Genomic DNA, 19,948 nt, shown 5'->3' with positions numbered 1-19,948 from the left:
TCGCTTTCCTGGCACTCATGACCCGGCGCGCAGCAGCATCGCACCGCCGGGGGTGAGCCCGCCGCTGGACACCACCGCGACCCGGGCGCCGGACACCTGTCGTGGTCCGGCGTCGCCGCGCAACTGCGCGATGGCCTCGTGCAGCAGACCCATGCCGTGGGTGCGGCCGTGGGAGAGCTGCCCGCCGTGGGTGTTCACCGGGATCAGCCCGTCGCGGGCGATGTTCTTGCCGCCGTCGAGGAAGTCCGCGGCCTCACCGATTCCGCAGAACCCGAGCGCCTCGATCCAGGACAGACAGTTGAAGGTGAAGCCGTCGTAGAGTTCGGCCACGTCGACATCGCGGGGCCGCAGGTCGGTGCGCGTCCACAGGTGCGCGGCCGGACCGAGGACCTGTGGTTCGTGGGTGAGGGTGCTCTGGTCCCACTCGATGCGCTCGACGATCTGGGTGCCGACCGCTTCCACGAACACCGGGGTGCTCGCCAGATCGGCGACCGTGTCGACCGCGGAGACGACCACGGCGACCGCGCCGTCGCACGGGACATCGCAGTCGTAGAGCCCGAACGGGCTGGTGACGGGCCGGGCCGCGAGATAGTCGTCCATGGTCATCGGGTCGCGATAGACCGCGGTGGGATCGAGTTCGGCGTTGGCGCGCTGGTTGAGCGCGATCCAGCCAAGAGTCTCGCGGGTGGTGCCGTAGTCGTGGAAGTGCCGCTGCGCCTTCTGCGCCAGGGTGTGCGCGGCGGAGGTGGCGCCGAAGGGGGTCAGCCAGCTGGCGGTGCGGCCACCGCCCGGGGTGATCCGGCCCGCCTTCATCTGCTCGGCGAACGTGGATTCCCAGACGGTGCGGAAGCACAGCACGTGCCGGGCCAGCCCGGCGGCCACCGCGGTCATCGCGGCGATCACCGAGCCACCGGGACCGAAGGTTTCGATCCCGCCGTTGTGCCAGGTCGGCCGGATCCCCAGCGCGGCCTCGAGCGCGGTCACCCCACCTTCGCCGAACCCGCCGAGATTGCCGCCGCCGGGATAGGACGACAGCCCGTCGATGTCGTCGAAGGTGAGTCCGGCGTCGGCGACCGCGCGCTCGCAGGCCGCCACGGTCAGCGACAGCGCGGGCACCATGAGCCTGCGGCCGATCTGCGACATCCCGATGCCGGTGAGCGCGACCCGGTCCTCGAACTTGTCGCCGCGCACCATCGGCCGGATGCGCGCGGCGTAGCCGTCCGGGGCGATCTCGTCCACCGGCAGCGCGACCGGCTCGCCGGCGACCGGGCGGAACAGTGGCAGCCACACGTCACCGTCGGGCTGGAAGGTGACCTCGACCGGCATGCCGAGTTCGAGCGAATCCGGCTCGGCCGCCACGATATTGGTGGTCAGCCGGACCCGGGTATCCTCGACGGGCGCGACGGTGGCCACCACATACGGCGGGTCCAGGCCGGGCACGGCGAAGCGATGGTTCACCGTGTACGCGATGAGCGTCGCGCGGCCGGAGAGCTCGCGGACACCGAGCTCGCTTCCACGGCAGTACCGGCACACCGGCTGCGGTGGATGCAGCAGGGCTGCGCAGGAGTGACACTCCTGGATCCGCAGGACGCCGTCGGCGCCCGCGGTCCAGAAGAATTCGTTGTCCGGGCCGAGCTGCGGCAGCGGCCGCCCGGACGCGGGTGTGCCGTCCTCGGTCACTGTTCCGCCAGTGAGATGGCGCGCTCGGGGCACGAGTGCACCGCTTCGCGCACCTGGTCCTGCTGATCGGCGGGCACCTGCTCGTCGACCGGCGAGGAGTGGCCGTCGATATCACTGAGTTCGAACGCCTTCGGCGCGATCATGGCGCACAGCGTGTGCCCCTGGCAGCGCTGCGCATCGACCTGGACCTTCACGATGAAACTTCCTCTCAGATGTGGTACTCGTACCACTTCAGGTAGCCGCCGCCGTCGACGCGCAGCTGCGTCCCGGTGATGAACCGCGACTCATCCGAGGCCAGGAACAGCACCGCGTCGCTGATGTCGCGGGTCTCGACGAACGGGATCGGCATCGCCTGCTGGACGCCGAAGGCCGGCTCGGCGTCCGCGCGGGTCGGGTGCTCGAGATCGGGACGGAACGAGCGGTACATGGGCTCGCTCTGCAACATCGGGGTGTCGCAGTTGGTCGGGTGGATCACGTTGGCGCGGATACGTTGTGCCGCGATGTGCAGGGCCAGATGGTGCACGTACTCCGACAGGCCGCGCTTGGCGACGACGTAGGCGATGCCGCCCGGATCGCGGCCGGGCTGATCCACCTTGGCGATGTCCATCAGGGCCGCGACCGAACCGGTCGCGATGATGGACGCGCCCTCCGTCAGATGTGGCAGCGCGGCCTGGATGGTGTTGATGACGCCGATCAGGTTGGTGTCGATGACATCGGACCAGGCCTGCCACTGCGGCGTGCCCTTCATCCCGGCGATGCCTGCCTGGGCGACCACGACGTCGAGGCGGCCGAATTCGGCGACGCCGTCGGTGACGACCGTCTTGAGGGCGGCGGCGTCACGGACGTCGACCTGCCTGGTCAGGATCCGGCGTCCGGCCTTCTCGACCAGCCGCGCGGTCTCCTCGAGATCCTCGGGGCGCGACAGCGCGTAGCCGATGGAGTCGATGTCGCGGCAGATGTCGACGGCGATGATGTCGGCGCCTTCTTCGGCCAGCCGGACCGCGTGACTGCGGCCCTGGCCGCGCGCCGCGCCGGTGACGAAGGCGACTTTGCCTGCTACGCGTCCCATGGGAGTTCCTCTCGTTCGGGGTGTTCGATGCTCATGTGTTGCGTCCGCCGTTGACCCCGAAGATCTGCCCGGTGATGTAGGAGGCTTCCTCGGAGATCAGGAAGGCGCACGCCGCGGCGATGTCGGCCGGCGTGCCGACGCGGCGGACGGGCGTGCGCTCGATGTGGTCCTCGACCGTGCCGCCGAGGCGCTCGGCCTGTTCGTTCTTGCGCAGCATCGGGGTGTCGATGAACCCGGGCGGCACCGCGTTGACGGTGATGCCCGACGGACCCAGTTCCAGCGCAAGGGCTTTGGTGAGTCCGTTGACCGCCGACTTGGCGGCGACGTAGTGCGCCATGAAGGGCTGGCCCGAGTGCGTGCTCGACGAGGAGATGTTGACGATGCGGCCCCAGCCCGCGTCGATCATGTCCGGCAGCACGGCCTGGATGGTGTGGAAGACGCCGTGCAGGTTCACATCGATGACCCGCTGCCACTCCGCGAACGACAGCTTCCCGAAGCGCTTGAATCCGTCCAGCCCGGCCGAGTTCACCAGCACCGCGATCGGGCCGAATCTCGCGCGGACGGCGTAGAGCGCCGCGGCGACCTGTTCCGGATCGGTGACGTCGGCGCGGAAGGCGAAGTCGTCGTCGGCCGCCGGGTGCAGATCCAGGGTGGCGACGTGGAAACCGTCGCCGCGCAACCGTTCGGCGATCCCGAGCCCGATGCCGGAGGCGCCTCCGGTGACCACGGCTGTCTTCACGTGCGATCCCCCGCTCCGGCCCTCACGGCCGCTGGTGTGTGGAACAAAAGAATCTCCCTTCCGGATGTGAGAACCGTACTCTCGTCGAGTTCCGGTTAGCAAGGGCGGCCGTCGAATTCGGGAACCCGGGGCGATGTGGACGAATCGCGCCGATTCGATCGCAGATCCCTGCTACCGTCCCGTTTGTTGCATGTAGCATTCTCGGTTGAGAGAATGCAATTTCCATCGGGACGTGGTCCCAGCAAGGAGGCGGGATGTCAACGCAGGAAGTGGCGGGGACGGTGACACGTCGATTGCTCGTCGACGGGCAGCTGCGCGAAACCGGGCAGACGCTCGCTTCGCTCGATCCCGCGACCGGCGAGGTGTACGGCTACGCGCCCGAGGCCGGGGTCGGCGATGTCGACGACGCCGTCGCCGCCGCGCGCCGCGCGTTCGACAAGACCACCTGGGCGACGAATCCACGTTTCCGCGCGCGCTGCCTGCGGCAGCTCTATCGCGCGCTGCGCGACAATGTCGAGGAACTGCGCGCGCTGACGATCGCCGAGGTCGGCGCGACGCGCGCGCTGACCGCGGGCAATCAGCTGGAGACCCCGTTCGAGATCGTGCGCTACTACGCCGAACTGCTCGACGACTACGGGTGGACCGAGGACCTCGGCAATGTCGAGATCCGCGGGCAGCAGCATCACCGCTGGGTCGAGAAAGAAGCGGCGGGCGTGGTCGCCGCGATCGCCGCCTACAACTATCCGCATCAGCTGGCCCTGGCGAAGCTCGCACCCGCGCTGGCAGCCGGTTGCACGGTGGTGCTCAAGGGCGCGCCGGACACGCCGCTGGCCACGCTGGCGCTGGGGGAGATCATCGCCGACCACACCGAGATCCCGTCGGGCGTGGTGAATGTCCTCGCGTCCTCCGATATCGCGGTGGGCAAGCGGATGACGACGCATCCGGACGTGGACGTCGTCACCTTCACCGGTTCCACCCCGGTGGGACGCGAGATCATGGCGGCCGCGAGCGCGACGCTCAAGAAGGTGTTCCTGGAATTGGGCGGCAAGTCGGCGATGATCCTGCTCGACGACGCGGACTACACCCAGGCGGCGGTGTTCGCGGCGTTCAGCGTCGTCACCCATGCCGGACAGGGCTGCGCCCTCACCACCCGGTTGCTGGTGCCCGCCGCCGATCACGACCGGGTCGCCGAATTGGTCGCGGCCAACTTCGCCCATGTGCGCCACGGTGATCCGAACGACCCCAAGACCTATATGGGCCCGCTGATCAGCGCCAAGCAGCGGGACAAGGTGCACGACATGGTGCAGCGCGCGGTCGCCGCGGGCGCCACCCTGGTGACCGGTGGCGAGAAGCTGGATCCCGGCTTCTTCTATGCCCCGACCCTGCTGGCGAACGTCGACCCCGACAGCGAGATCGCGCAGGAGGAGGTGTTCGGCCCGGTGCTGGCGCTGATTCCGTACACCGACGACGACGAAGCGGTCCGCATCGCCAACAACTCGATCTACGGGCTGTCGGGCGCGGTCTTCAGCGCTGACGCGGACCGGGCCAAAGCGGTGGCACGGCGGGTGCGCACCGGCACCTTCAGCATCAACGGCGGCAACTACTTTCACCCCGACGCCCCGTTCGGCGGCTACAAGCAGTCCGGCATCGGCCGGGAGATGGGCGTGGCCGGGCTCGAGGAATTCCTCGAGTACAAGACCCTCGCGGAAGTTCTCGGATGAGCGGGCCGCTGGCGGGCATCACGGTGCTCGAGGTCGCCATGTACGGGTTCGTGCCGTCGGCCGGTGCGGTGCTGTCGGACTGGGGCGCCGATGTGGTGAAGGTGGAGCACGCCAGTGGTGGCGATCCGCAACGCGGACTGCGGCGGGTGGGCGCCTTCACCGTCGAGGGCGATCCGAATCCCAATGTGGAACACGCGAATCGGGGCAAGCGCAGTATCGGCATCGACATGTCCGTCCCGGAGGGCCGCGAGGTGATCCGGGCGCTGGCGAAGAACGCGGATGTGTTCCTCACCAGCTTCCTGCCCGCCGCGCGGACCAAGTTCGGCATCGACGTCGACGACATCCGCGCGGTGAATCCGGACATCGTCTACGCCCGGGGCAGCGCACTCGGTCCCCGTGGCACCGAGTCCATCCGGGGCGGGTACGACATGACCGCCTTCTGGTGCCGCGGCGGGATCGCCGCGACCATCACACCGGAGGGGACCGAAGGTCTGATCCAGCCGCCGGGCCCGGCCTTCGGCGACACCATCTCGGGCACCAACCTGGCCGGCGGGATCGCCGCCGCGCTGCTGAAACGCGAACGCACCGGCGAGACCTCGGTCGTCGACGTCTCGCTGCTGGGCAGCGGGCTGTGGGCGCTAGGCCATACGGTCGCGCTGTCGGCCTCGCAGCAGCAGCCGATGCGCGCGCCGCGCCCCGGTGTGCACGGCGCGCCGACCAATCCGCTCTCGGGCCTCTACGCCACCGCCGACGACCGCTACCTGTCGTTCGTCATGTTGCAGCCCGCCAAGTTCTGGGCCGACGTGTGCCGCCACATCGACCGGCCCGACCTCGCCGACGATCCGCGCTTCGCCGACGCCGCGTCGATCGCCGAGCACACCGCCGAGGCGGTGGCGATCCTGCGCGAGGTGATCGGCGCGCGCACCCTCGCCGAGTGGACCGAGCGATTCGCCACGCTGGCCGGTCCCTGGGCGCCGGTCCAGGATTCGGTGCAGCTGCTCGCCGACGCCCAGATCCGGGCCAACGAGTATCTGCTCCCCGCCGGTGAACTCGAACTGGTCTCCAGCCCGGTGCAGTTCGACGTGGCACCGCCCAGCCTGCGGCCGGGACCGGAGTTCGCCGCGCAGACCGAGGAGATCCTGCTCGAACTGGGACTCGACTGGGATCGCATCATCACGCTCAAGACCGCGGGCGCGGTCACCTAGTCGTCCGGAAGGAGCCGACATGCCGCATGTTGCGTCGATGGGGACGTACCTACCCTGCTGGGGGCACCGGCATCACCGTGTCGCCGGAGACGACGAGGACGCGGTCACCCTCGCGGTGGAGGCGGGCCGGGCCGCGCTCGCCGGCGGCGAGCCGGTGGAACGGGTGGTCCTGGTCAGCCGCGATCTGCCGTTGGTGGAGAGCAGCAACACCGCGGTGTTGCTCGCCGGGCTCGGGCTCGATCCCGAGCTCGAGGTGACCGAGCGGCTCGGTGGCGCCCCGGCGACCCTGGACGCGCTCAGTTCCGCCCGTCCGCGCACCCTGGTGATCGGCGTCGACCTCGAGCCCGCGGGCGCGGCGGCCGCCTGGATCTCCGACCGCAGCGGGATGCAGGTGCGGACCACGGCGCGGGTCGCGCGCAGCCTGCCGGTGCGTACCCGCCATGCCGACGGCGTCCACGACTACGGCGACCCCCGGCTGCTGCGCGAGCGCGGTCTGGTGGCGTCGCTGTCGGCGGCCTGGCTCGACACCCCGGTCGCGGTGGCGGGTGTGGAGCACAAACAGGCGGCAGCGCTGTGTGGGACACCGCCCCAGCTGCCGACCAACGGGGCCTCGTCGGCGCTGTTCGCCCTGGCCGCGATGGCGGAGTGGGACACTGCCGGGCTGCTGGTCGGGGTGGAACAGGCCAGCCTGTCCGGCGTCACGGTGGTGCCGGGACCGCTGTCGCTGCGGCGACTCGAGCCGCCGGCCCGGCCACCGCTCGACGGCATCGTCGAACCCGGCACGGACCTGCCGCTCTCGCTGGCCGCCTACGAGCGTGCCTTCGAGGCCAAGGTCCGCTGGGAAGCGGGCCGCCACGAGGGCACCGACGAGCTGGACTTCCCCCCGCGATACCGGCTGGGGGAGGACGGCACCCTCGCCACCGCCTACACCCTGGTTCCGCTGCCGCGCACCGGCACCGTCTACGCCGCGACCACCGTGCGTATGCCGGTGCCCGGTCAGAAGAGTCCGTACACGCTGGTGATCGTCGAGCTGGACGACATCGGCGTACGCGCCCTGGCGAAGGTGACCGGTGCCGACGCGGGCACCGCGGAGATCGGGGTGCGAGGCCGAATGGTGTTGCGCCGGGTGGCGATACGTTCGGGTGTCCCGGACTACGGATACGCGTTCGAGCCGGAAAGGGAAGCGGCATGAGAAGAGTCGCCGTCGTCGGTGCGGGCATGACACCGTTCGCCGAACACTTCGCCTTCGGAATCGGCGACCTGCTGCCGATGGCCTTCGCCGAATGCGCGGCCTCCGTCGACAAGGGCCTGCGGATCGACGAGATCGAGGCCGCGTGGTTCGGCGCGCTGCGGACCACCGACGGGTTTCCATCGGGGATCCTCGCCGAGGCGCTCGGCCTGCCCGACCTGCCGGTGACCCACATCGAGAACTCGTGTGCCACCGGCAACGACGCGGTGCGAAATGCCTTGTACGCCATCGCCTCCGGCGCGGTGGACGTCGCGCTGGTGATCGGCGCCGACAAGCTGCGCGAGACCGCGGAGAAGGACATGCTCCGCGAATGGGAGTCGATGACCAGGCACCGCGCCTGGGACTACGAACTCGGTTTGTTCGCACCCGCCGGCTTCGCCCTGCACGTGAGTCGCTACCTGCACGAGTCCCCGGCCACCCGCGAGCACCTGGCCATGGTGGCGGTGAAGAATCACCGGCACGGCGCGCGGAATCCGAAGGTGCGCTTGCCCTTCGAGATCACCCTCGAACAGGCGCTCCAGGCGCCGATCGTGGCCGACCCGTTCGGGGTGTACGACTGCGCACCGCAGAGCGACGGCGCCGCGGCGCTGGTGCTCGTCGCCGAGGACGTCGTGGACCGCTACACCGACGCGCCGGTGTGGGTGCGCGGAGTGGGGCTGGGGCTGGACTCGATCATGGTGCAGCACAAGCCGGATCTGACCACCTTCCCGGCGACGCTGCGGGCGGCCCGTCGCGCCTTCGCGATGGCCGGTCTCGGCCCGGCCGACATCGATGTGGCCGAGGTGCACGACTACTTCACCGGCATCGAGCTGATGAGCTACGAGGATCTCGGCTTCGCCGAGAAGTTCGAGGCCCACAAGCTCGTGGAGACGGGCGCGACCTCGGTCGGCGGTGCGCTGCCGGTCAATCCCAGCGGTGGCCTCAAGACCAAGGGGCATCCGCCCGGCGCCACCGGCATCGCCCAGTGCGTCGAGTTGTTCGAGCAGCTGCGCGGCACCGCGGTGAACCAGGTCGAGGGCGCGCGCTTCGGGTTGGCGCACAACCTGGGTGGCCCGACCGCGGTCGCCGCGGTGACGATTCTCGAGGGCCCTGCCCGCTGAGTCGACCCGGCATACACGAGAGCCCGGTCCCCGCAGGGGGACCGGGCTCTCGTCGCGATCGGGTCAGAGCGCGTGCCAGACGGTGATCCGTGTCCGGGCGGAGTCGGCCGCCGTCGACACCGTCATCCGGCCGTCCGCGGCCCTTGCGCCGAGTTCGGCGAGCACGGTCGAGGGCTCCCGGTCCAGGACGAACACCGACAGATAGCGGGCTTCGTCCGGTCCGCCCCTGGCGAGCCTGTGCCGTTCGCACGAGACCACGCCGGGGATGGTGAGCATCTCCGGGATGTGTACGTCGGTGTACCAGCGGTTGTACTCGTCGTCCATCCCGTCGTGCGGGGTGGCGAAGATCATCAGGCGAGCTGTCATGGTCGTCCTCAGCCGTTGTGCCGGGTGTAGGCTGCCGCGTACTCGGCCCGCGAGCGGGTGGACACGTCGACGTCGGTCGCGGTGGCGCGCAGCGCGCCGACGGTGGCGCGCTCCCGTGTGATGTGCCCGAACGGATTCCAGTTGAAGTGCCTGCAGGCGTTCTCCCAGGTGATCTTGTGGATGTCGTCGTCCGTGGCGCCGGCGGCCAGGAGTTCCTCGAGCACGAACTCGGGGGCGTTGGGCCAGATCGAATCCGAGTGCGGGTAGTCGCATTCCCACGCGATGTTGTCGATGCCGATGTCGTGGCGGAACTTCAGCGCGGTCCGGTCGGTGACGTAGCAGGCGAGCACGTGCTCGCGGAATACCTCACTGGGCAGCTTGCCGCCGAAGTCGCGGCGCAGCCAGCGCTGGTTGGTGTAGTGCCGGTCCGAGCGGTCAAGGAAGAACGGGATCCAGCCGACACCGCCCTCGGACAGCGCGACCTTCAGCCTCGGGAAGCGCCGGAAAGCGGGTCCCCACAGCAGATCCTGGGCCGCGATGAGCGAAATGCTCGGGGCCAGCACCATGAGATTGTCGATCGGCGCGTCGGGGGCGAGCCGCAGCACGCCGAAGCCCTGGCCGATGTGCAGGTTCATCACGGTCTCGTTGTCCTGCAGCGCCTGGAACACCGGCGCCCAGTAGTCGATGTCGTGATAGCTGGGCAGGCCGTCGATGTGCGGCAGTTCGGGCATGGTCACCGAGTGACAGCCGCGGGCGGCGAGGCGTTCGATCTCGGCGACCGCCAGCTGCGGATCCCACATGGGCAGAATGCCGATCGGGATGAAGCGGCCCGGATAGGCGCCCGCCCAGTCCTCGAGATGCCAGTCGTTGTACGCCGAGATCATCGCGACGGTGATCTCGTCCTGGCCGCCGCGGCTCAGATGCCCGGCGCTGAATCCGGTGAAGGTGGGGAAGCACATGGAGGTGAGCACCCCGTTGGCGTCCATGTCGCGCACGCGGTCGTGCACGTTGTAGACGGCGGGGCGCATCTCCGCGTAGCCGGCCGGGTCGCGGCCCCACTCCTCGGCGGGCCAGGTGACCACGGCATTGAGCCCGGCGACGCCGGTCGGCCGATCCCGGTAGATCCAGTGGTCGATGCCCTTCTCGTCGGCGACCACGCGGGGCGCGTAGTCCGCCCATTTGCGGGGGACATGGTGGTCGAACATGTCGAGTGGCTCGACCACATGGTCGTCGATGCTCACGAGTATCAGGTCGTCGGTCTTCACGGGGCTCCTCGCTCTGTGATGTGCAACGCCGGGACCGCATCGTCAGAATGCGCTGCCCGGCAGGCGAGAATGCAATTCTCGCAATTGGCAAAGCATACCGCACGGGGTGAGCCGGCGGACTCGAAGCTGTGCCGGGTCGGGTACGCGGGAACCGGTCACGACAGCTGGTCCTTCATGACCTTGCCGGTCGCGTTGAGCGGCAACGCATCCAGGAACCGCACCGAGCGCGGCACTTTGTATCCCGCCATCCGGTCCCGGCTCCAGGCGATGAGTTCGTCCTCGGTGACCTCGGCCTTGACCACCACATACGCCCGTCCCACCTGGCCGAGCCGCTCGTCGGGTACCCCGATCACCGCGGCCTGCGTCACCGCGGGATGTTCGAGCAGAAATCCCTCGATCTCCGCGGGATAGGCGTTGAATCCGCCGACGATGAACATGTCCTTCTTCCGTCCGACGATGCGCAGTCTGCCGTCGATGTCCAGCTCGCCCAGATCGCCGGTGTGCAGCCACCCGTCCGGATCGATGGCCGCGGCGGTGGCGTCGGGATCGCCGAGATAGCCCAGCATGACCGAGTAGCCGCGGACGAGAACCTCGCCGTCCTCGGCGATCCGGACCTCGACACCATCGCAGGGCCGGCCAACCGTGGTCGCGATCTGTTCGAAGGTGTCGCCGGGCCGGGAGGCGGTGGCCGTGCCGGCCTCGGTGAGGCCGTAGCCGGTCATGATGGACCGGAACGGCAGCTCCTGGGCGATCCGGCGGATGAGCTCCACCGGGATGTCGGCGGCGCCGGTCACCGCCGCGCGCAGCGAGGACAGGTCACGAGTGCCTTTCGCTTCCAGCAGTGCGTGATACAGGGTGGGCGGCCCGGGCAGCATCGTCACCCGTTCCCGTTCCACCAGGTCCAGGACCGTGTCGACGTCGAAGACCGGCACCGGCAGGACGGTCGCGCCCCGGATGAGCGAGGCCACCAGCCCCGCCTTGTACCCGAAGGTGTGGAAGAACGGGTTGACGATCAGATACCGGTCGCCCTCGCGCAGGTCGGCCAGATCGCACCACTCCGCATAGAGCCGCAGGGTCTGCCGGTGGTTCATCGTGACGCCCTTGGGGCGTCCGGTGGTTCCCGAGGTGAAGATGACATCGGCGACATCGGTTCCCGCGACGGCGCGTTCGAACGGTTCGCCCGCCTCGAGGAACCCGGATTTCAGGTCGATCACCGGCACCTCGGTGACACCGGTGTAGTCGGTGCCGAGGAAACCCTGTTCCACCAGCACCGCTTTCGCCCCGCTGCGCCGGATGACATCGGCCGCCTCGCCCGCCTTGAACCGGGTGTTCACCGGCACCAGCACGGCACCGGCGGTGAGCACGCCGAACGCTGCGATCATCCACTGCGCGGAGTTCGGCGCCCAGAGGGCGACCCGGTCGCCCTTGTCGATACCCGCAGCGGCGAGTGCCCCCGCGGCCCGGCGTACCCGGGCCGCGAGTTCGGTGAAGCTCAGGCGCACGTCGCCGTCGACGACCGCTTCGGCGTCCCCGAAGCGGTCGGCCGCGCTCGCCACCAACTGCGGGAGGGTTTCCCAGCTCATACCTTCAGCAGCCGTGCGAGATTGCCGCCCATGATCTTGGCCTGGTTCGCCATCGGCATGTCCTTGATCTCGTGGATGTAGCGCGCCGGCTCGGCCAGCCCCTCCGGATGCGGCCAGTCCGAACCGAACAGCACGTGATCGACGCCCATCACATCGGAGAGCCGCTGCAGGTCCTCCTCCCAGAACGGGCTGACGTAGAGGCTCTGCTTGATCGCCTCGATCGGATCGCGGAAGCCGAAGCCCTCCGGTGCCTTCTTGTAGACGTCGGAGAGCTGCTGCAGCAGCGGCTCGAGCCAGGCCGAACCGTTCTCGATGACCGCGATCTTCAAGTCGGGGAACCGATTCAGCGCACCGTGACACACCCACGACGCGACCGCGTCGGTGACCGGCCGCCACTGATTGGTCATGGCGAAGGTGTTGGTCTGGAACGGCAGCATCTCCAGGCCGTTGCCCTCCCACTCTGCATCGAAGCGGGAGTAGCCGCTGTCGGAGGAATGCATGGTGACGAGCACGTCGAGTTCGACGACCCGCTTCCAGAACGGATCGAACTCCGGCATCGCGAACGAGCGCATGCCCTTGAAACCGGGCACCGGAGCCGGACGCACCAGGATGGCCTTGGCGCCGTGTTCGACGACGGCCCAGTTCAATTCGGCGATGGCCCGCTCGACGATCGGCAGGGTGATCACCGGGACGGTGAAGATGCGGCCGGAATGGACGAAACTGCCGTCCTGGCCCCAGTCCTCGAGCATCCACCGGTTCAGTGACTCGATGACCGCGTGGATCAGTTCGGGATGGTGGCGCATGCGCTCTTCGACCAGGCTGGCCAGGGTCGGGAACATCAGGGCGCGTTGCAGTTGCAGGTCGTCCATCACCTGCAGGCGGGCCTCCGGATTACGGAAGGCGTCGATCGCCTTCATCGACTTGCCGAAGATCTCGCGGCGGCTCTTGCCCTCGGGATTGCCGTTCTTGAAGTACTCCTCCATCGCGCCCGGACGCGCGACCACGTCGAAGGTCGGATTCGGGATGTACTCGCTGATCTGCCCGAGCACCGCGATCTTGGTGCGGCCGTTGATCTCGACGTACTGGATGGCGCCCTCGTACTGCTTGGGCAGGTGCCGGGTGAGCGCTTCCTTGGTCTCGTAGAGATGGTTGTCCGCGTCGAAGAGCTGGTAGGGCAGCTCGATCTTCGTCATGTGGATCCTCCTTACCGATTTGTGAGAATCATATTCTCTTCAGGATTGAACGGCAATGTCCTCGTGGTGGAGGGCGAGGTCGCGGCGGACAACGAACTTCTGCACCTTGCCGCTGGCGGTACGCGGGAAATCGGCGACGACATGCACCTCTTCGGGCCACTTCTGCTTGGCCATCCCGGCTGCGGCGAAGTGCGCGCGCAGCTGATCGAGGGACGGGCCCGCCTGGCCGGGCAGCAGCCGCAGGACCGCGGCGGTCCGCTCGCCGAGCCGGGGATCGGCCACCGCGACGGCGGCGGCCTCGGCGACGCCGGGCAGTGTGAGCAGGACTTCTTCGACCTCGAGCGCGCTGATGTTCTCGCCGCCGCGGATGATCATGTCCGACTTGCGATCGGTGATGGTGAGGTAGCCGTCGTCGTCGAGCACGCCGATGTCGCCGGTGTGGTACCAGCCGTCGGCGTCGAACGCGGCGGCGGTGAGGTCGGGTTCGGTGTAGCCCAGGCGCAGATCCGGTCCGCGGCTGAGGATTTCGCCGTCCTCGGCCAGGCGGATCTCCACACCGGGCAAGGCGTTGCCGTCGGTGAAGAGCCGCTTGCCCGTCGGCGCGGTGGAACGCGACCCGGTGATCGACGGGTGCTCGGTGCTGCCGTAGGAGCGGTAGACGGTGATCCCGGTGTCGTCCAGGCGTCGGGTGAGCGCGGCGGGCACGGCGGCGCCGCCGAGTCCGGCATAGCGCAGGTATGGCAGGTGCGCGTCGGTCCAATCCGGATGATCGAGCAGGCTGGTGACGTAGTACGGCACGCCGCCGCCCACGGCGAGCTGCTCGTCGGTCATGAGCGCGAGAATCCGCGCCGGATCCCACACGTCGACCAGGTTGATCGGCGCCCGGTCCAGGACCGGGATGAGGAAGGCGTTGACCATGCCGATGAAATGGCCGACCGGCGCCGCGGTGATCTGGTCACCGCGATCGGCGGGATAGATCCCGGCCAGCTGCCGCGTCTCGTGACCGAGCGTGTGATGGCTGTGGACAACGCCTTTGGGGGCCCGGGTGGTGCCGGAGGTGAACGCGATCAGCGCGGGGCTCTCGGGGGCCACCGGCAGCACGCCCGGCAGTGGCTCGTCGTCGAGCAGCTCCTCGAAGTCGCGGCCGACGACGCCGGTGACCGCTACCGCGCGGTAGGCCTCGGGCGCGAACTCGAGGCTGCCGAACCGGTCGGCGGTGACGAAGACGTCGGGCCGGACCGACTCGAGGATGTGGGTCAGCTCCCGGCGGCCGTAGAAGTGCACCACCGGGACGACGGTCGCGCCGAGGAACGCCGAGGCCCAGAAGACGGCCGCGGCCTCCATCCAGTTCGGCAGCTGGAACGCGACGACACCGCCCGGGCCGACCCCGCGGCGGTGCAGGCCCGCCGCGAGCCGGCGGGCGAGGTGCTCGACCTCGGCGACGGTGCCCGACCACGGCCGGGTGGCGGAATGGACCCGGAAGGTCGTGTCGGGCGCGGCGTGCAGCCCTTCGGTCAGTAGGTCGCCGAGGGTCTCGGAGGTCCACCAGCCGTTCTCGCGGTAGCGGCGGGCCAAGTCGGGCGGGATCGTGCGCATCGGCGGACTCCTTCGTCGGCGGGCCGAGCAGGGCCTCGCGCCGCGAGTATATGATTCTCGATCAGAGAGAATCATATTTGCAGGAGTGTGTTCAAGGGTGCGGATCGGATCCAGGGCACCGCCTGCTGCTTCGGCAACCCTTTCGTCAATGAGAGGTAGATCACACCTCCACGTTCACTGAGAACCTTCCTCGCGCTGGTGAGAATCAAATTACGGTGTGGTCGGCAGTTGCGTTCCGCGGGTTCGGTGACACCGCGTTGCCCAGCTCGGGCGCCCGCGGGGGACTCGCAACGGACCGTTTCGGCTGCTCGCCTGCGAAAACGGGGATGAAGATATGGCTACAGGTCAGGGTGTTCATTCGGTCATTCGGTGGCGCGCACACGCGCACCGGCACCCGCTACGGCACCGGCTCGCCGTGGTGGGCCCGGATACCGCCGATATCGTCCGGCACGCGGGTGGCTGGCTGTTCGACCGGGCCGCCGCGGGGTGGGAGGTGACGGCGCTGGTCGCCGACTCCGAGAACGTCGGTCCGCTCCAGATTCTCGGTGCCACCGTGCTGGATCTGCGCCAGTCGCTGGCGGTGTCGCGGCACGATCTCTGGCCGACCGCGGTCGCTGTCTCGGTCCGCAGTTATCTCGCCGAACCGCAGGTGCGCGAAGGCGTGCTCGACTGTCTGGACCGAGGTCTGACGGAGGTTGCCGTCTGGGGTGACGATCTGCCCGATGAACTGGAAGAGCGGGTCGGCGCGTCGTGTCATCGGGTGAGCGTCGCCGCCCGGGCCTTCAAATCCTGTGCCCTGACCGCGGCCGGATTGCCCGGTGCGGCTGTGCCGCCGGTGGAATCCTTCCGGTCCGGGACCCTGCTGCCGCCCTCGTTTCGTGGCGAGATGCGCGACCTCGTTCCCCTGAGGTAGCCCGTTCGCCGACGCCGCTTCGATGGCGTCGCATCGTCATGTCTTCGTCCGTCGCCATGTCTGTTGTGCGACGGCGTGTTTCGATGACCTCTCAGGAGAATGCAATTCTCTCAAATGGACTTTATGACTCTTGACGTGAACGCGAGACCTAGCTCACTATGGAGAAGTTCATTTCCGGGAGCAACCCGAAAGATCACCTATGACGATCCCCCGCGAAGCCGCGGTCCGGGACAGCCCGCAGGGCGAGGCCCGTCTCGCGCAGACGAAGCCGGCGACCCGGGAGATCTCGGCCTGGTGGCGTGGCTATCTGCGGCGGCACCCGGTGGCCGCGCTGGAGACCGTCGGCGGGCAGTTCGTGCTCGGCGTGCGTGCCGTGCAATACCTCGTCGCCGACATCGCCACCGGGCGTTTCGCTTTCGGCGAGTTCATCCGGCAGTCGGCGTTCATGTCCTCGGCGGCGGTGCTGCCGACCATCTTCGTCTCGCTCCCGATCGGGGTGACCCTGTCCATCCAGTTCGGTCTGCTCGCCGGTCAGGTCGGCGCGACCTCGCTGGCCGGTGCGGCCAGCGGGCTCGCGGTGATCCGCCAGGGCGCGCCGATGGTGGCCGCGCTGCTGATGGCCTCGGCGGTGGGGTCGGCGATCTGCGCCGACCTCGGCTCCCGCAAGATCCGCGACGAGCTCGACGCGATGGAGGTCATGGGCGTCTCGGTCGTGCGGCGCCTGGTGGTGCCCCGGGTCGCGGCGGCGGTACTGGTCGGCGTCTCGCTCACCGGCGTGGTGTGTTTCGTCGGCTTCCTGGCCGGCTATCTGTTCAACGTCTTCGCCCAGAACGGCGCGCCGGGCAGTTTCGTCGCCACCTTCGCCTCGTTCGCCACCGTCGGCGACCTGTGGCTGACCCTGGTCAAGGCGGTGGTCTACGGGATGATCGTCGCGGTGGTGGCCTGTGAGAAGGGCCTGCACACCGAAGGCGGTCCGGCCGGTGTCGCCAACGCCGTCAATTCGACGGTGGTCTCCTCGATCCTGCTGCTGATGCTGGTGAACGTCGTGTTCACCCAGCTGTTCATGATCCTGTTCCCGCGGCAGGGCCTGTGATGGCGGCGCCGTATCGCCCGGTGGGCACCCGCACCGTCCTGCGCGTGTCGCGGCGCATGGGCATCTCGGTCATGCGCCTCGGGCACATGGTCACCTTTCTGCTGCGCGCGCTGTTCTCCATCCCGGTGATGCTGCGGCACTACCGGACCGAGTTCCTGCGCATCCTGTCCGACATCACCTGGGGCAACGGCTCGATCGTGGTGGGTGGCGGAACCGCCGGGGTGATCATCGTGCTCGGCGCGGCAGGCGGGGCCATCGTCGGGCTGGAGGGCTACAACGCCCTGCACCTGCTCGGGATGGAGCCGACCATCGGTTTGATCGCCGCCACGGCCTCGACCAGGGAACTCGCGCCGATCATGGCGTCGCTGGCCTTCGCGGCCCAGGCGGGCTGCCGGTTCACCGCCCAGCTCGGCGCGATGGGCATCGCGGAGGAGATCGACGCGATGGAATCGATGGGCATCCGTTCGGTGCCCTATCTGGTCAGCACCCGGCTGCTGGCGTCGATGGTGGCGATCGTGCCGCTGTATCTGGTCTGCCTGGCCGCCAACTATCTGGCCGTGCGGGTGGTCGTCGGGTTGTCCGGCGGGCTCTCCGCCGGCACCTACGAGCACTACTTCCAGCTGGTGCTCAACGGTCCCGACATCGTCTACTCCCTCGGAAAGGCCGTCGTCTTCGTGATCATCACCTCGACCGTGCAGTGCTACTACGGCTACTACGCCGCAGGCGGACCGCAGGGGGTCGGCATCGCCGCCGGACGCGCGATGCGGGCGGCCATCTCGTTGATGATCATTGTCAATCTGCTTCTCACGGTGGCGATCTGGGGCATCGGCGCCAGCGCACGGCTGGGTGGGTGAGCCCGTGTCGGTGCTCTTCGAGAAGGACGGACGCGGTCCGGCGGGCTGGATGCTGCTGCTGCGCGGGGTGGTCGTGCTCGTCGCGGTCACCCTGGTGCTGACGGTGCTGCTGATGAAGTCGACCGGACGCTTCGACGAGAAGGTCGAGGTGACCGCGGTGCTGGAGCAACTCGGCGACGGCCTGCCCGACCGCTCCGACGTGAAGTTCCGCGGGATGCTGGTCGGCATCGTCGACGGGGTGGTCCCGGCGCGCGGAGGCATGGCCAACCGGGTCCGGCTGCTGCTGGATCCCACTGCGGCCCAGGGTGTTCCGCGTACCGTGACGGCACGGGTCGTCCCCAGCAACGTCTTCGCCGTCTCCTCGGTCCAGCTGGTCGACAACGGTCCGGGCCCCGCGATCACCGCCCACACCGAGATCCGCCAGGACACCAGCCTGTCCACCGTGCAGCTGCAGACCGCGCTGACCAAGCTGCGCGAGATCATCGCCGCCACCGCCCGCATCGGCACCGCCGACACGGTGGGTGTGCTGGCGGCCGTGGCCGAGGCGACCGATCGGCGCGGTGCCGACCTGGTCGGGGCCGGCGCCCGGCTCGACCGCATCACCGAGGAATTCGACGCGCTGCTCACGCCCGACGGCAGCCCACCCACCCTGACCATGCTCGCCGAATCGGTCCGCGGGCTGACCGCCGCGGCGCCCGACCTGCTCGACGCGCTGCACCACGCGGTGCTGCCGCTGCGCACCTTCGCCGAACAGCACGATCAGCTGGCGGGACTGCTCACCGCGAGCGGGACGACCCTCGGCACGGTCGGCGCGACGATGGATCGCCGTACCGATCAGCTCACCGGCATCGTGCACGAGATGGGTCCGGTCCTGGACGTCTTCGCGGCGGGCTCACCGGCGTTCAGCCAGATCGTGGTGAGTATTCGCAAGCTCTCGGACCTGTGGTACGCGGAGTTCTGGAACGCCGAGAACCCACGTGGCCGTGGCAAATTCCAGTTCCGGATGACCCCGCACACCCCCTACACCCGGGCCGACTGCCCGCGCTACGGGGGACTGGCGGGCCCGAGCTGCGCGACGGCGCCCACCTCGGTGCCGATCGAGGAGCTCCCCCCGGTCATGGACCCGCGAACCTCTCCGGCCGCGCCCGAGCTCGCCGGCGAACTCCCGGCCGAGATCAAGACATTGATCGAGCAGGCATTGGGCGGCACCCACAACGGGGCCGAAGCGCTGCTGGCGCCGCTGCTGGCCGACGGCCCGCTGCCGATGGGAGTCCCACGATGAGCTACCGCAAGCCGCTGCTGGGGGTGAGCCTGTTCGTCACGGTCGCGATGGCGCTGATCTGGGTGACCTACGTGACCCTCGACCGCGGCGTCAACGGCGACACCGCACCGTATTCCGCGGTCTTCAGCGACGTCAGCGGCCTGCGGGTCGGCGACGATGTGCGGATGGCCGGGGTCAGGGTCGGCCGGGTGGACGCCATCGAACTGGCGGGTGTGCAGGCCCGGGTCCGCTTCCGGGTGGCCGACGACCAGGTGCTCTACGGCAACACCAAGGCCTCGATCACCTACCAGAACGTCATCGGCCAGCGCTATCTCGGCCTCGCGCTCGCCGAGTTCGGCGACGCCCGGCCGCTGGCGCCGGACGCGGAGATCCCGTTGGCGCGCACCGAGCCGTCCTTCGACATCTCGGTTCTGCTCAACGGTTTCGAGCCGCTGTTCGGCGGGCTCGATCCCGCGCAGGTGGACAACGTCACCGGGGCGTTGATCAAGGCCCTGCAGGGTGATCAGACCTCGATGGTGCTGCTGATCGAACAGGTGTCGTCGCTGGCGCAGTCCCTGGCCGGACCCGACCAGGTGCTCGGCGCGGTGATCGCCAACTTGAGCACGGTGGTCGGCGACCTGGCACACCGCAGCGGCGAGGTGAGCGGCCTGATCAGCCAGTCGCGAGCCATCATCGGCGGCCTGGCCGAACACCGGGACCAACTACTGGGAACGCTGGACTCGGCGGCGGTGGTCACCGGCCGGATGGCCGGATTGCTCGATGACATGGAACCGGATCTGAACGCCATGCTCTACCGCGAACCCGGCTTCACCCGGCACTTCGCGGAGAACAAGCAGAACTTCGCCTACCTCGGCTTCAATCTGCCCGCGCTGATGAAGGGCCTGGCCCGGGTCAGTCAGGAGGGCTCGTATCTGAGCACCTACCTGTGCAACTTCAACATCACCCTGTTGCCCTCACTCGTGGCGCTGGTACCGACGGTGGTCGGTCTCGCCACGCCGGGTGGGCAGCCCCAGTATTCACCGATCTGCAGGTGAGGCGAC

18 protein-coding genes are annotated in these 19,948 nt (G+C 68.9%); 9 read left to right on the top strand and 9 right to left on the bottom strand.

Annotated elements, in window-relative coordinates:
* Nucleotides 1–15: 15 nt before the first annotated feature.
* From ACFYWJ_RS23815 to ACFYWJ_RS23800, 4 genes are read right to left on the bottom strand one after another with little or no spacing between them, the layout of a single operon-like run.
* Nucleotides 16–1,680 carry an OB-fold domain-containing protein gene (locus ACFYWJ_RS23815; protein ID WP_355278073.1) on the bottom strand — a complete coding sequence of 555 codons (1,665 nt, stop codon included), beginning with the start codon at nucleotides 1,678–1,680 and terminating at the stop codon, nucleotides 16–18.
* On the bottom strand, nucleotides 1,677–1,874 hold the full coding sequence (locus ACFYWJ_RS23810; RefSeq protein WP_355278070.1) for a ferredoxin: 198 nt from the start codon (nucleotides 1,872–1,874) through the stop codon (nucleotides 1,677–1,679). The genes ACFYWJ_RS23815 and ACFYWJ_RS23810 overlap by 4 nt, the downstream gene beginning before the upstream one ends.
* Nucleotides 1,875–1,888: 14 nt before the next feature.
* Complete coding sequence (locus ACFYWJ_RS23805) at nucleotides 1,889–2,749, bottom strand: mycofactocin-coupled SDR family oxidoreductase (RefSeq protein WP_355278067.1); 861 nt, start codon at nucleotides 2,747–2,749, stop codon at nucleotides 1,889–1,891.
* Between the two features lie 31 nt (nucleotides 2,750–2,780).
* A complete protein-coding gene (locus ACFYWJ_RS23800) occupies nucleotides 2,781–3,488 on the bottom strand; it encodes an SDR family NAD(P)-dependent oxidoreductase (RefSeq protein ID WP_355278064.1) in 708 nt (235 codons plus the stop codon).
* 254 nt (nucleotides 3,489–3,742) lie between these two features.
* Here ACFYWJ_RS23800 and ACFYWJ_RS23795 point away from each other — a divergent pair, with 254 nt between their 5' ends.
* The 4 genes from ACFYWJ_RS23795 to ACFYWJ_RS23780 are packed head-to-tail and all read left to right on the top strand — an operon-like array spanning nucleotide 3,743 to nucleotide 8,763.
* On the top strand, nucleotides 3,743–5,209 hold the full coding sequence (locus tag ACFYWJ_RS23795) for an aldehyde dehydrogenase family protein (protein WP_355278061.1): 1,467 nt from the start codon (nucleotides 3,743–3,745) through the stop codon (nucleotides 5,207–5,209).
* On the top strand, nucleotides 5,206–6,414 hold the full coding sequence (locus ACFYWJ_RS23790; protein ID WP_355278058.1) for a CoA transferase: 1,209 nt from the start codon (nucleotides 5,206–5,208) through the stop codon (nucleotides 6,412–6,414). Before ACFYWJ_RS23795 ends, ACFYWJ_RS23790 begins: the two co-directional genes overlap by 4 nt.
* A gap of 19 nt (nucleotides 6,415–6,433) precedes the next feature.
* Nucleotides 6,434–7,606 (top strand): OB-fold domain-containing protein, encoded by a 1,173-nt coding sequence (locus ACFYWJ_RS23785; protein WP_355278055.1) that lies wholly within the window; start codon nucleotides 6,434–6,436, stop codon nucleotides 7,604–7,606.
* Nucleotides 7,603–8,763, top strand: coding sequence for a thiolase family protein (locus ACFYWJ_RS23780; RefSeq protein ID WP_355278052.1), 1,161 nt, complete (start codon nucleotides 7,603–7,605; stop codon nucleotides 8,761–8,763). The genes ACFYWJ_RS23785 and ACFYWJ_RS23780 overlap by 4 nt, the downstream gene beginning before the upstream one ends.
* A 63-nt stretch (nucleotides 8,764–8,826) precedes the next feature.
* Here ACFYWJ_RS23780 and ACFYWJ_RS23775 read toward each other — a convergent pair whose 3' ends face one another.
* From ACFYWJ_RS23775 to ACFYWJ_RS23755, 5 genes are all read right to left on the bottom strand, one after another.
* Nucleotides 8,827–9,129 carry a hypothetical protein gene (locus tag ACFYWJ_RS23775; RefSeq protein ID WP_355278049.1) on the bottom strand — a complete coding sequence of 101 codons (303 nt, stop codon included), beginning with the start codon at nucleotides 9,127–9,129 and terminating at the stop codon, nucleotides 8,827–8,829.
* Nucleotides 9,130–9,137: 8 nt separating this feature from the next.
* Nucleotides 9,138–10,394 (bottom strand): amidohydrolase family protein, encoded by a 1,257-nt coding sequence (locus ACFYWJ_RS23770; protein ID WP_355278046.1) that lies wholly within the window; start codon nucleotides 10,392–10,394, stop codon nucleotides 9,138–9,140.
* A 155-nt stretch (nucleotides 10,395–10,549) separates the two neighbouring features.
* Complete coding sequence (locus ACFYWJ_RS23765; RefSeq protein ID WP_355278043.1) at nucleotides 10,550–11,977, bottom strand: FadD3 family acyl-CoA ligase; 1,428 nt, start codon at nucleotides 11,975–11,977, stop codon at nucleotides 10,550–10,552.
* On the bottom strand, nucleotides 11,974–13,170 hold the full coding sequence (locus tag ACFYWJ_RS23760) for an amidohydrolase family protein (RefSeq protein WP_355278041.1): 1,197 nt from the start codon (nucleotides 13,168–13,170) through the stop codon (nucleotides 11,974–11,976). Before ACFYWJ_RS23760 ends, ACFYWJ_RS23765 begins: the two co-directional genes overlap by 4 nt.
* Nucleotides 13,171–13,209: 39 nt before the next feature.
* A complete protein-coding gene (locus ACFYWJ_RS23755; protein ID WP_355278038.1) occupies nucleotides 13,210–14,766 on the bottom strand; it encodes an AMP-binding protein in 1,557 nt (518 codons plus the stop codon).
* A 334-nt stretch (nucleotides 14,767–15,100) separates the two neighbouring features.
* Between ACFYWJ_RS23755 and ACFYWJ_RS23750 the strand changes: the two genes are divergently transcribed.
* The 5 genes from ACFYWJ_RS23750 (at nucleotide 15,101) to ACFYWJ_RS23730 (ending at nucleotide 19,942) form a co-directional block, all read left to right on the top strand.
* Nucleotides 15,101–15,679, top strand: coding sequence for a hypothetical protein (locus ACFYWJ_RS23750; protein ID WP_355278035.1), 579 nt, complete (start codon nucleotides 15,101–15,103; stop codon nucleotides 15,677–15,679).
* Nucleotides 15,680–15,878: 199 nt separating this feature from the next.
* Nucleotides 15,879–16,772 carry an ABC transporter permease gene (locus ACFYWJ_RS23745; RefSeq protein WP_355278033.1) on the top strand — a complete coding sequence of 298 codons (894 nt, stop codon included), beginning with the start codon at nucleotides 15,879–15,881 and terminating at the stop codon, nucleotides 16,770–16,772.
* Nucleotides 16,772–17,626, top strand: coding sequence for an ABC transporter permease (locus ACFYWJ_RS23740; RefSeq protein ID WP_355278030.1), 855 nt, complete (start codon nucleotides 16,772–16,774; stop codon nucleotides 17,624–17,626). Before ACFYWJ_RS23745 ends, ACFYWJ_RS23740 begins: the two co-directional genes overlap by 1 nt.
* 4 nt (nucleotides 17,627–17,630) lie before the next feature.
* Nucleotides 17,631–18,908, top strand: coding sequence for an MCE family protein (locus ACFYWJ_RS23735; RefSeq protein WP_355278028.1), 1,278 nt, complete (start codon nucleotides 17,631–17,633; stop codon nucleotides 18,906–18,908).
* Nucleotides 18,905–19,942 (top strand): MCE family protein, encoded by a 1,038-nt coding sequence (locus ACFYWJ_RS23730; RefSeq protein ID WP_355278026.1) that lies wholly within the window; start codon nucleotides 18,905–18,907, stop codon nucleotides 19,940–19,942. Before ACFYWJ_RS23735 ends, ACFYWJ_RS23730 begins: the two co-directional genes overlap by 4 nt.
* The last annotated feature ends 6 nt before the right edge of the window (nucleotides 19,943–19,948 follow it).

It is taken from the genome of Nocardia sp. NPDC003269 (genome assembly GCF_042888005.1).
Classification (GTDB): domain Bacteria; phylum Actinomycetota; class Actinomycetes; order Mycobacteriales; family Mycobacteriaceae; genus Nocardia.
Note: the sequence above shows the minus strand (reverse complement) of the source record. Positions and strands in the feature narration are given on the sequence as shown.

Coding starts and splice junctions, on each gene's coding strand:
- ACFYWJ_RS23775 (WP_355278049.1), bottom strand. CDS start 9,129: ATGACAGCTCGCCTGATGATCTTCGCCACCCCGCACGACGGGATGGAC.
- ACFYWJ_RS23780 (WP_355278052.1), top strand. CDS start 7,603: ATGAGAAGAGTCGCCGTCGTCGGTGCGGGCATGACACCGTTCGCCGAA.
- ACFYWJ_RS23755 (WP_355278038.1), bottom strand. CDS start 14,766: ATGCGCACGATCCCGCCCGACTTGGCCCGCCGCTACCGCGAGAACGGC.
- ACFYWJ_RS23760 (WP_355278041.1), bottom strand. CDS start 13,170: ATGACGAAGATCGAGCTGCCCTACCAGCTCTTCGACGCGGACAACCAT.
- ACFYWJ_RS23785 (WP_355278055.1), top strand. CDS start 6,434: ATGCCGCATGTTGCGTCGATGGGGACGTACCTACCCTGCTGGGGGCAC.
- ACFYWJ_RS23790 (WP_355278058.1), top strand. CDS start 5,206: ATGAGCGGGCCGCTGGCGGGCATCACGGTGCTCGAGGTCGCCATGTAC.
- ACFYWJ_RS23805 (WP_355278067.1), bottom strand. CDS start 2,749: ATGGGACGCGTAGCAGGCAAAGTCGCCTTCGTCACCGGCGCGGCGCGC.
- ACFYWJ_RS23740 (WP_355278030.1), top strand. CDS start 16,772: ATGGCGGCGCCGTATCGCCCGGTGGGCACCCGCACCGTCCTGCGCGTG.
- ACFYWJ_RS23750 (WP_355278035.1), top strand. CDS start 15,101: ATGGCTACAGGTCAGGGTGTTCATTCGGTCATTCGGTGGCGCGCACAC.
- ACFYWJ_RS23730 (WP_355278026.1), top strand. CDS start 18,905: ATGAGCTACCGCAAGCCGCTGCTGGGGGTGAGCCTGTTCGTCACGGTC.
- ACFYWJ_RS23795 (WP_355278061.1), top strand. CDS start 3,743: ATGTCAACGCAGGAAGTGGCGGGGACGGTGACACGTCGATTGCTCGTC.
- ACFYWJ_RS23765 (WP_355278043.1), bottom strand. CDS start 11,977: ATGAGCTGGGAAACCCTCCCGCAGTTGGTGGCGAGCGCGGCCGACCGC.
- ACFYWJ_RS23745 (WP_355278033.1), top strand. CDS start 15,879: ATGACGATCCCCCGCGAAGCCGCGGTCCGGGACAGCCCGCAGGGCGAG.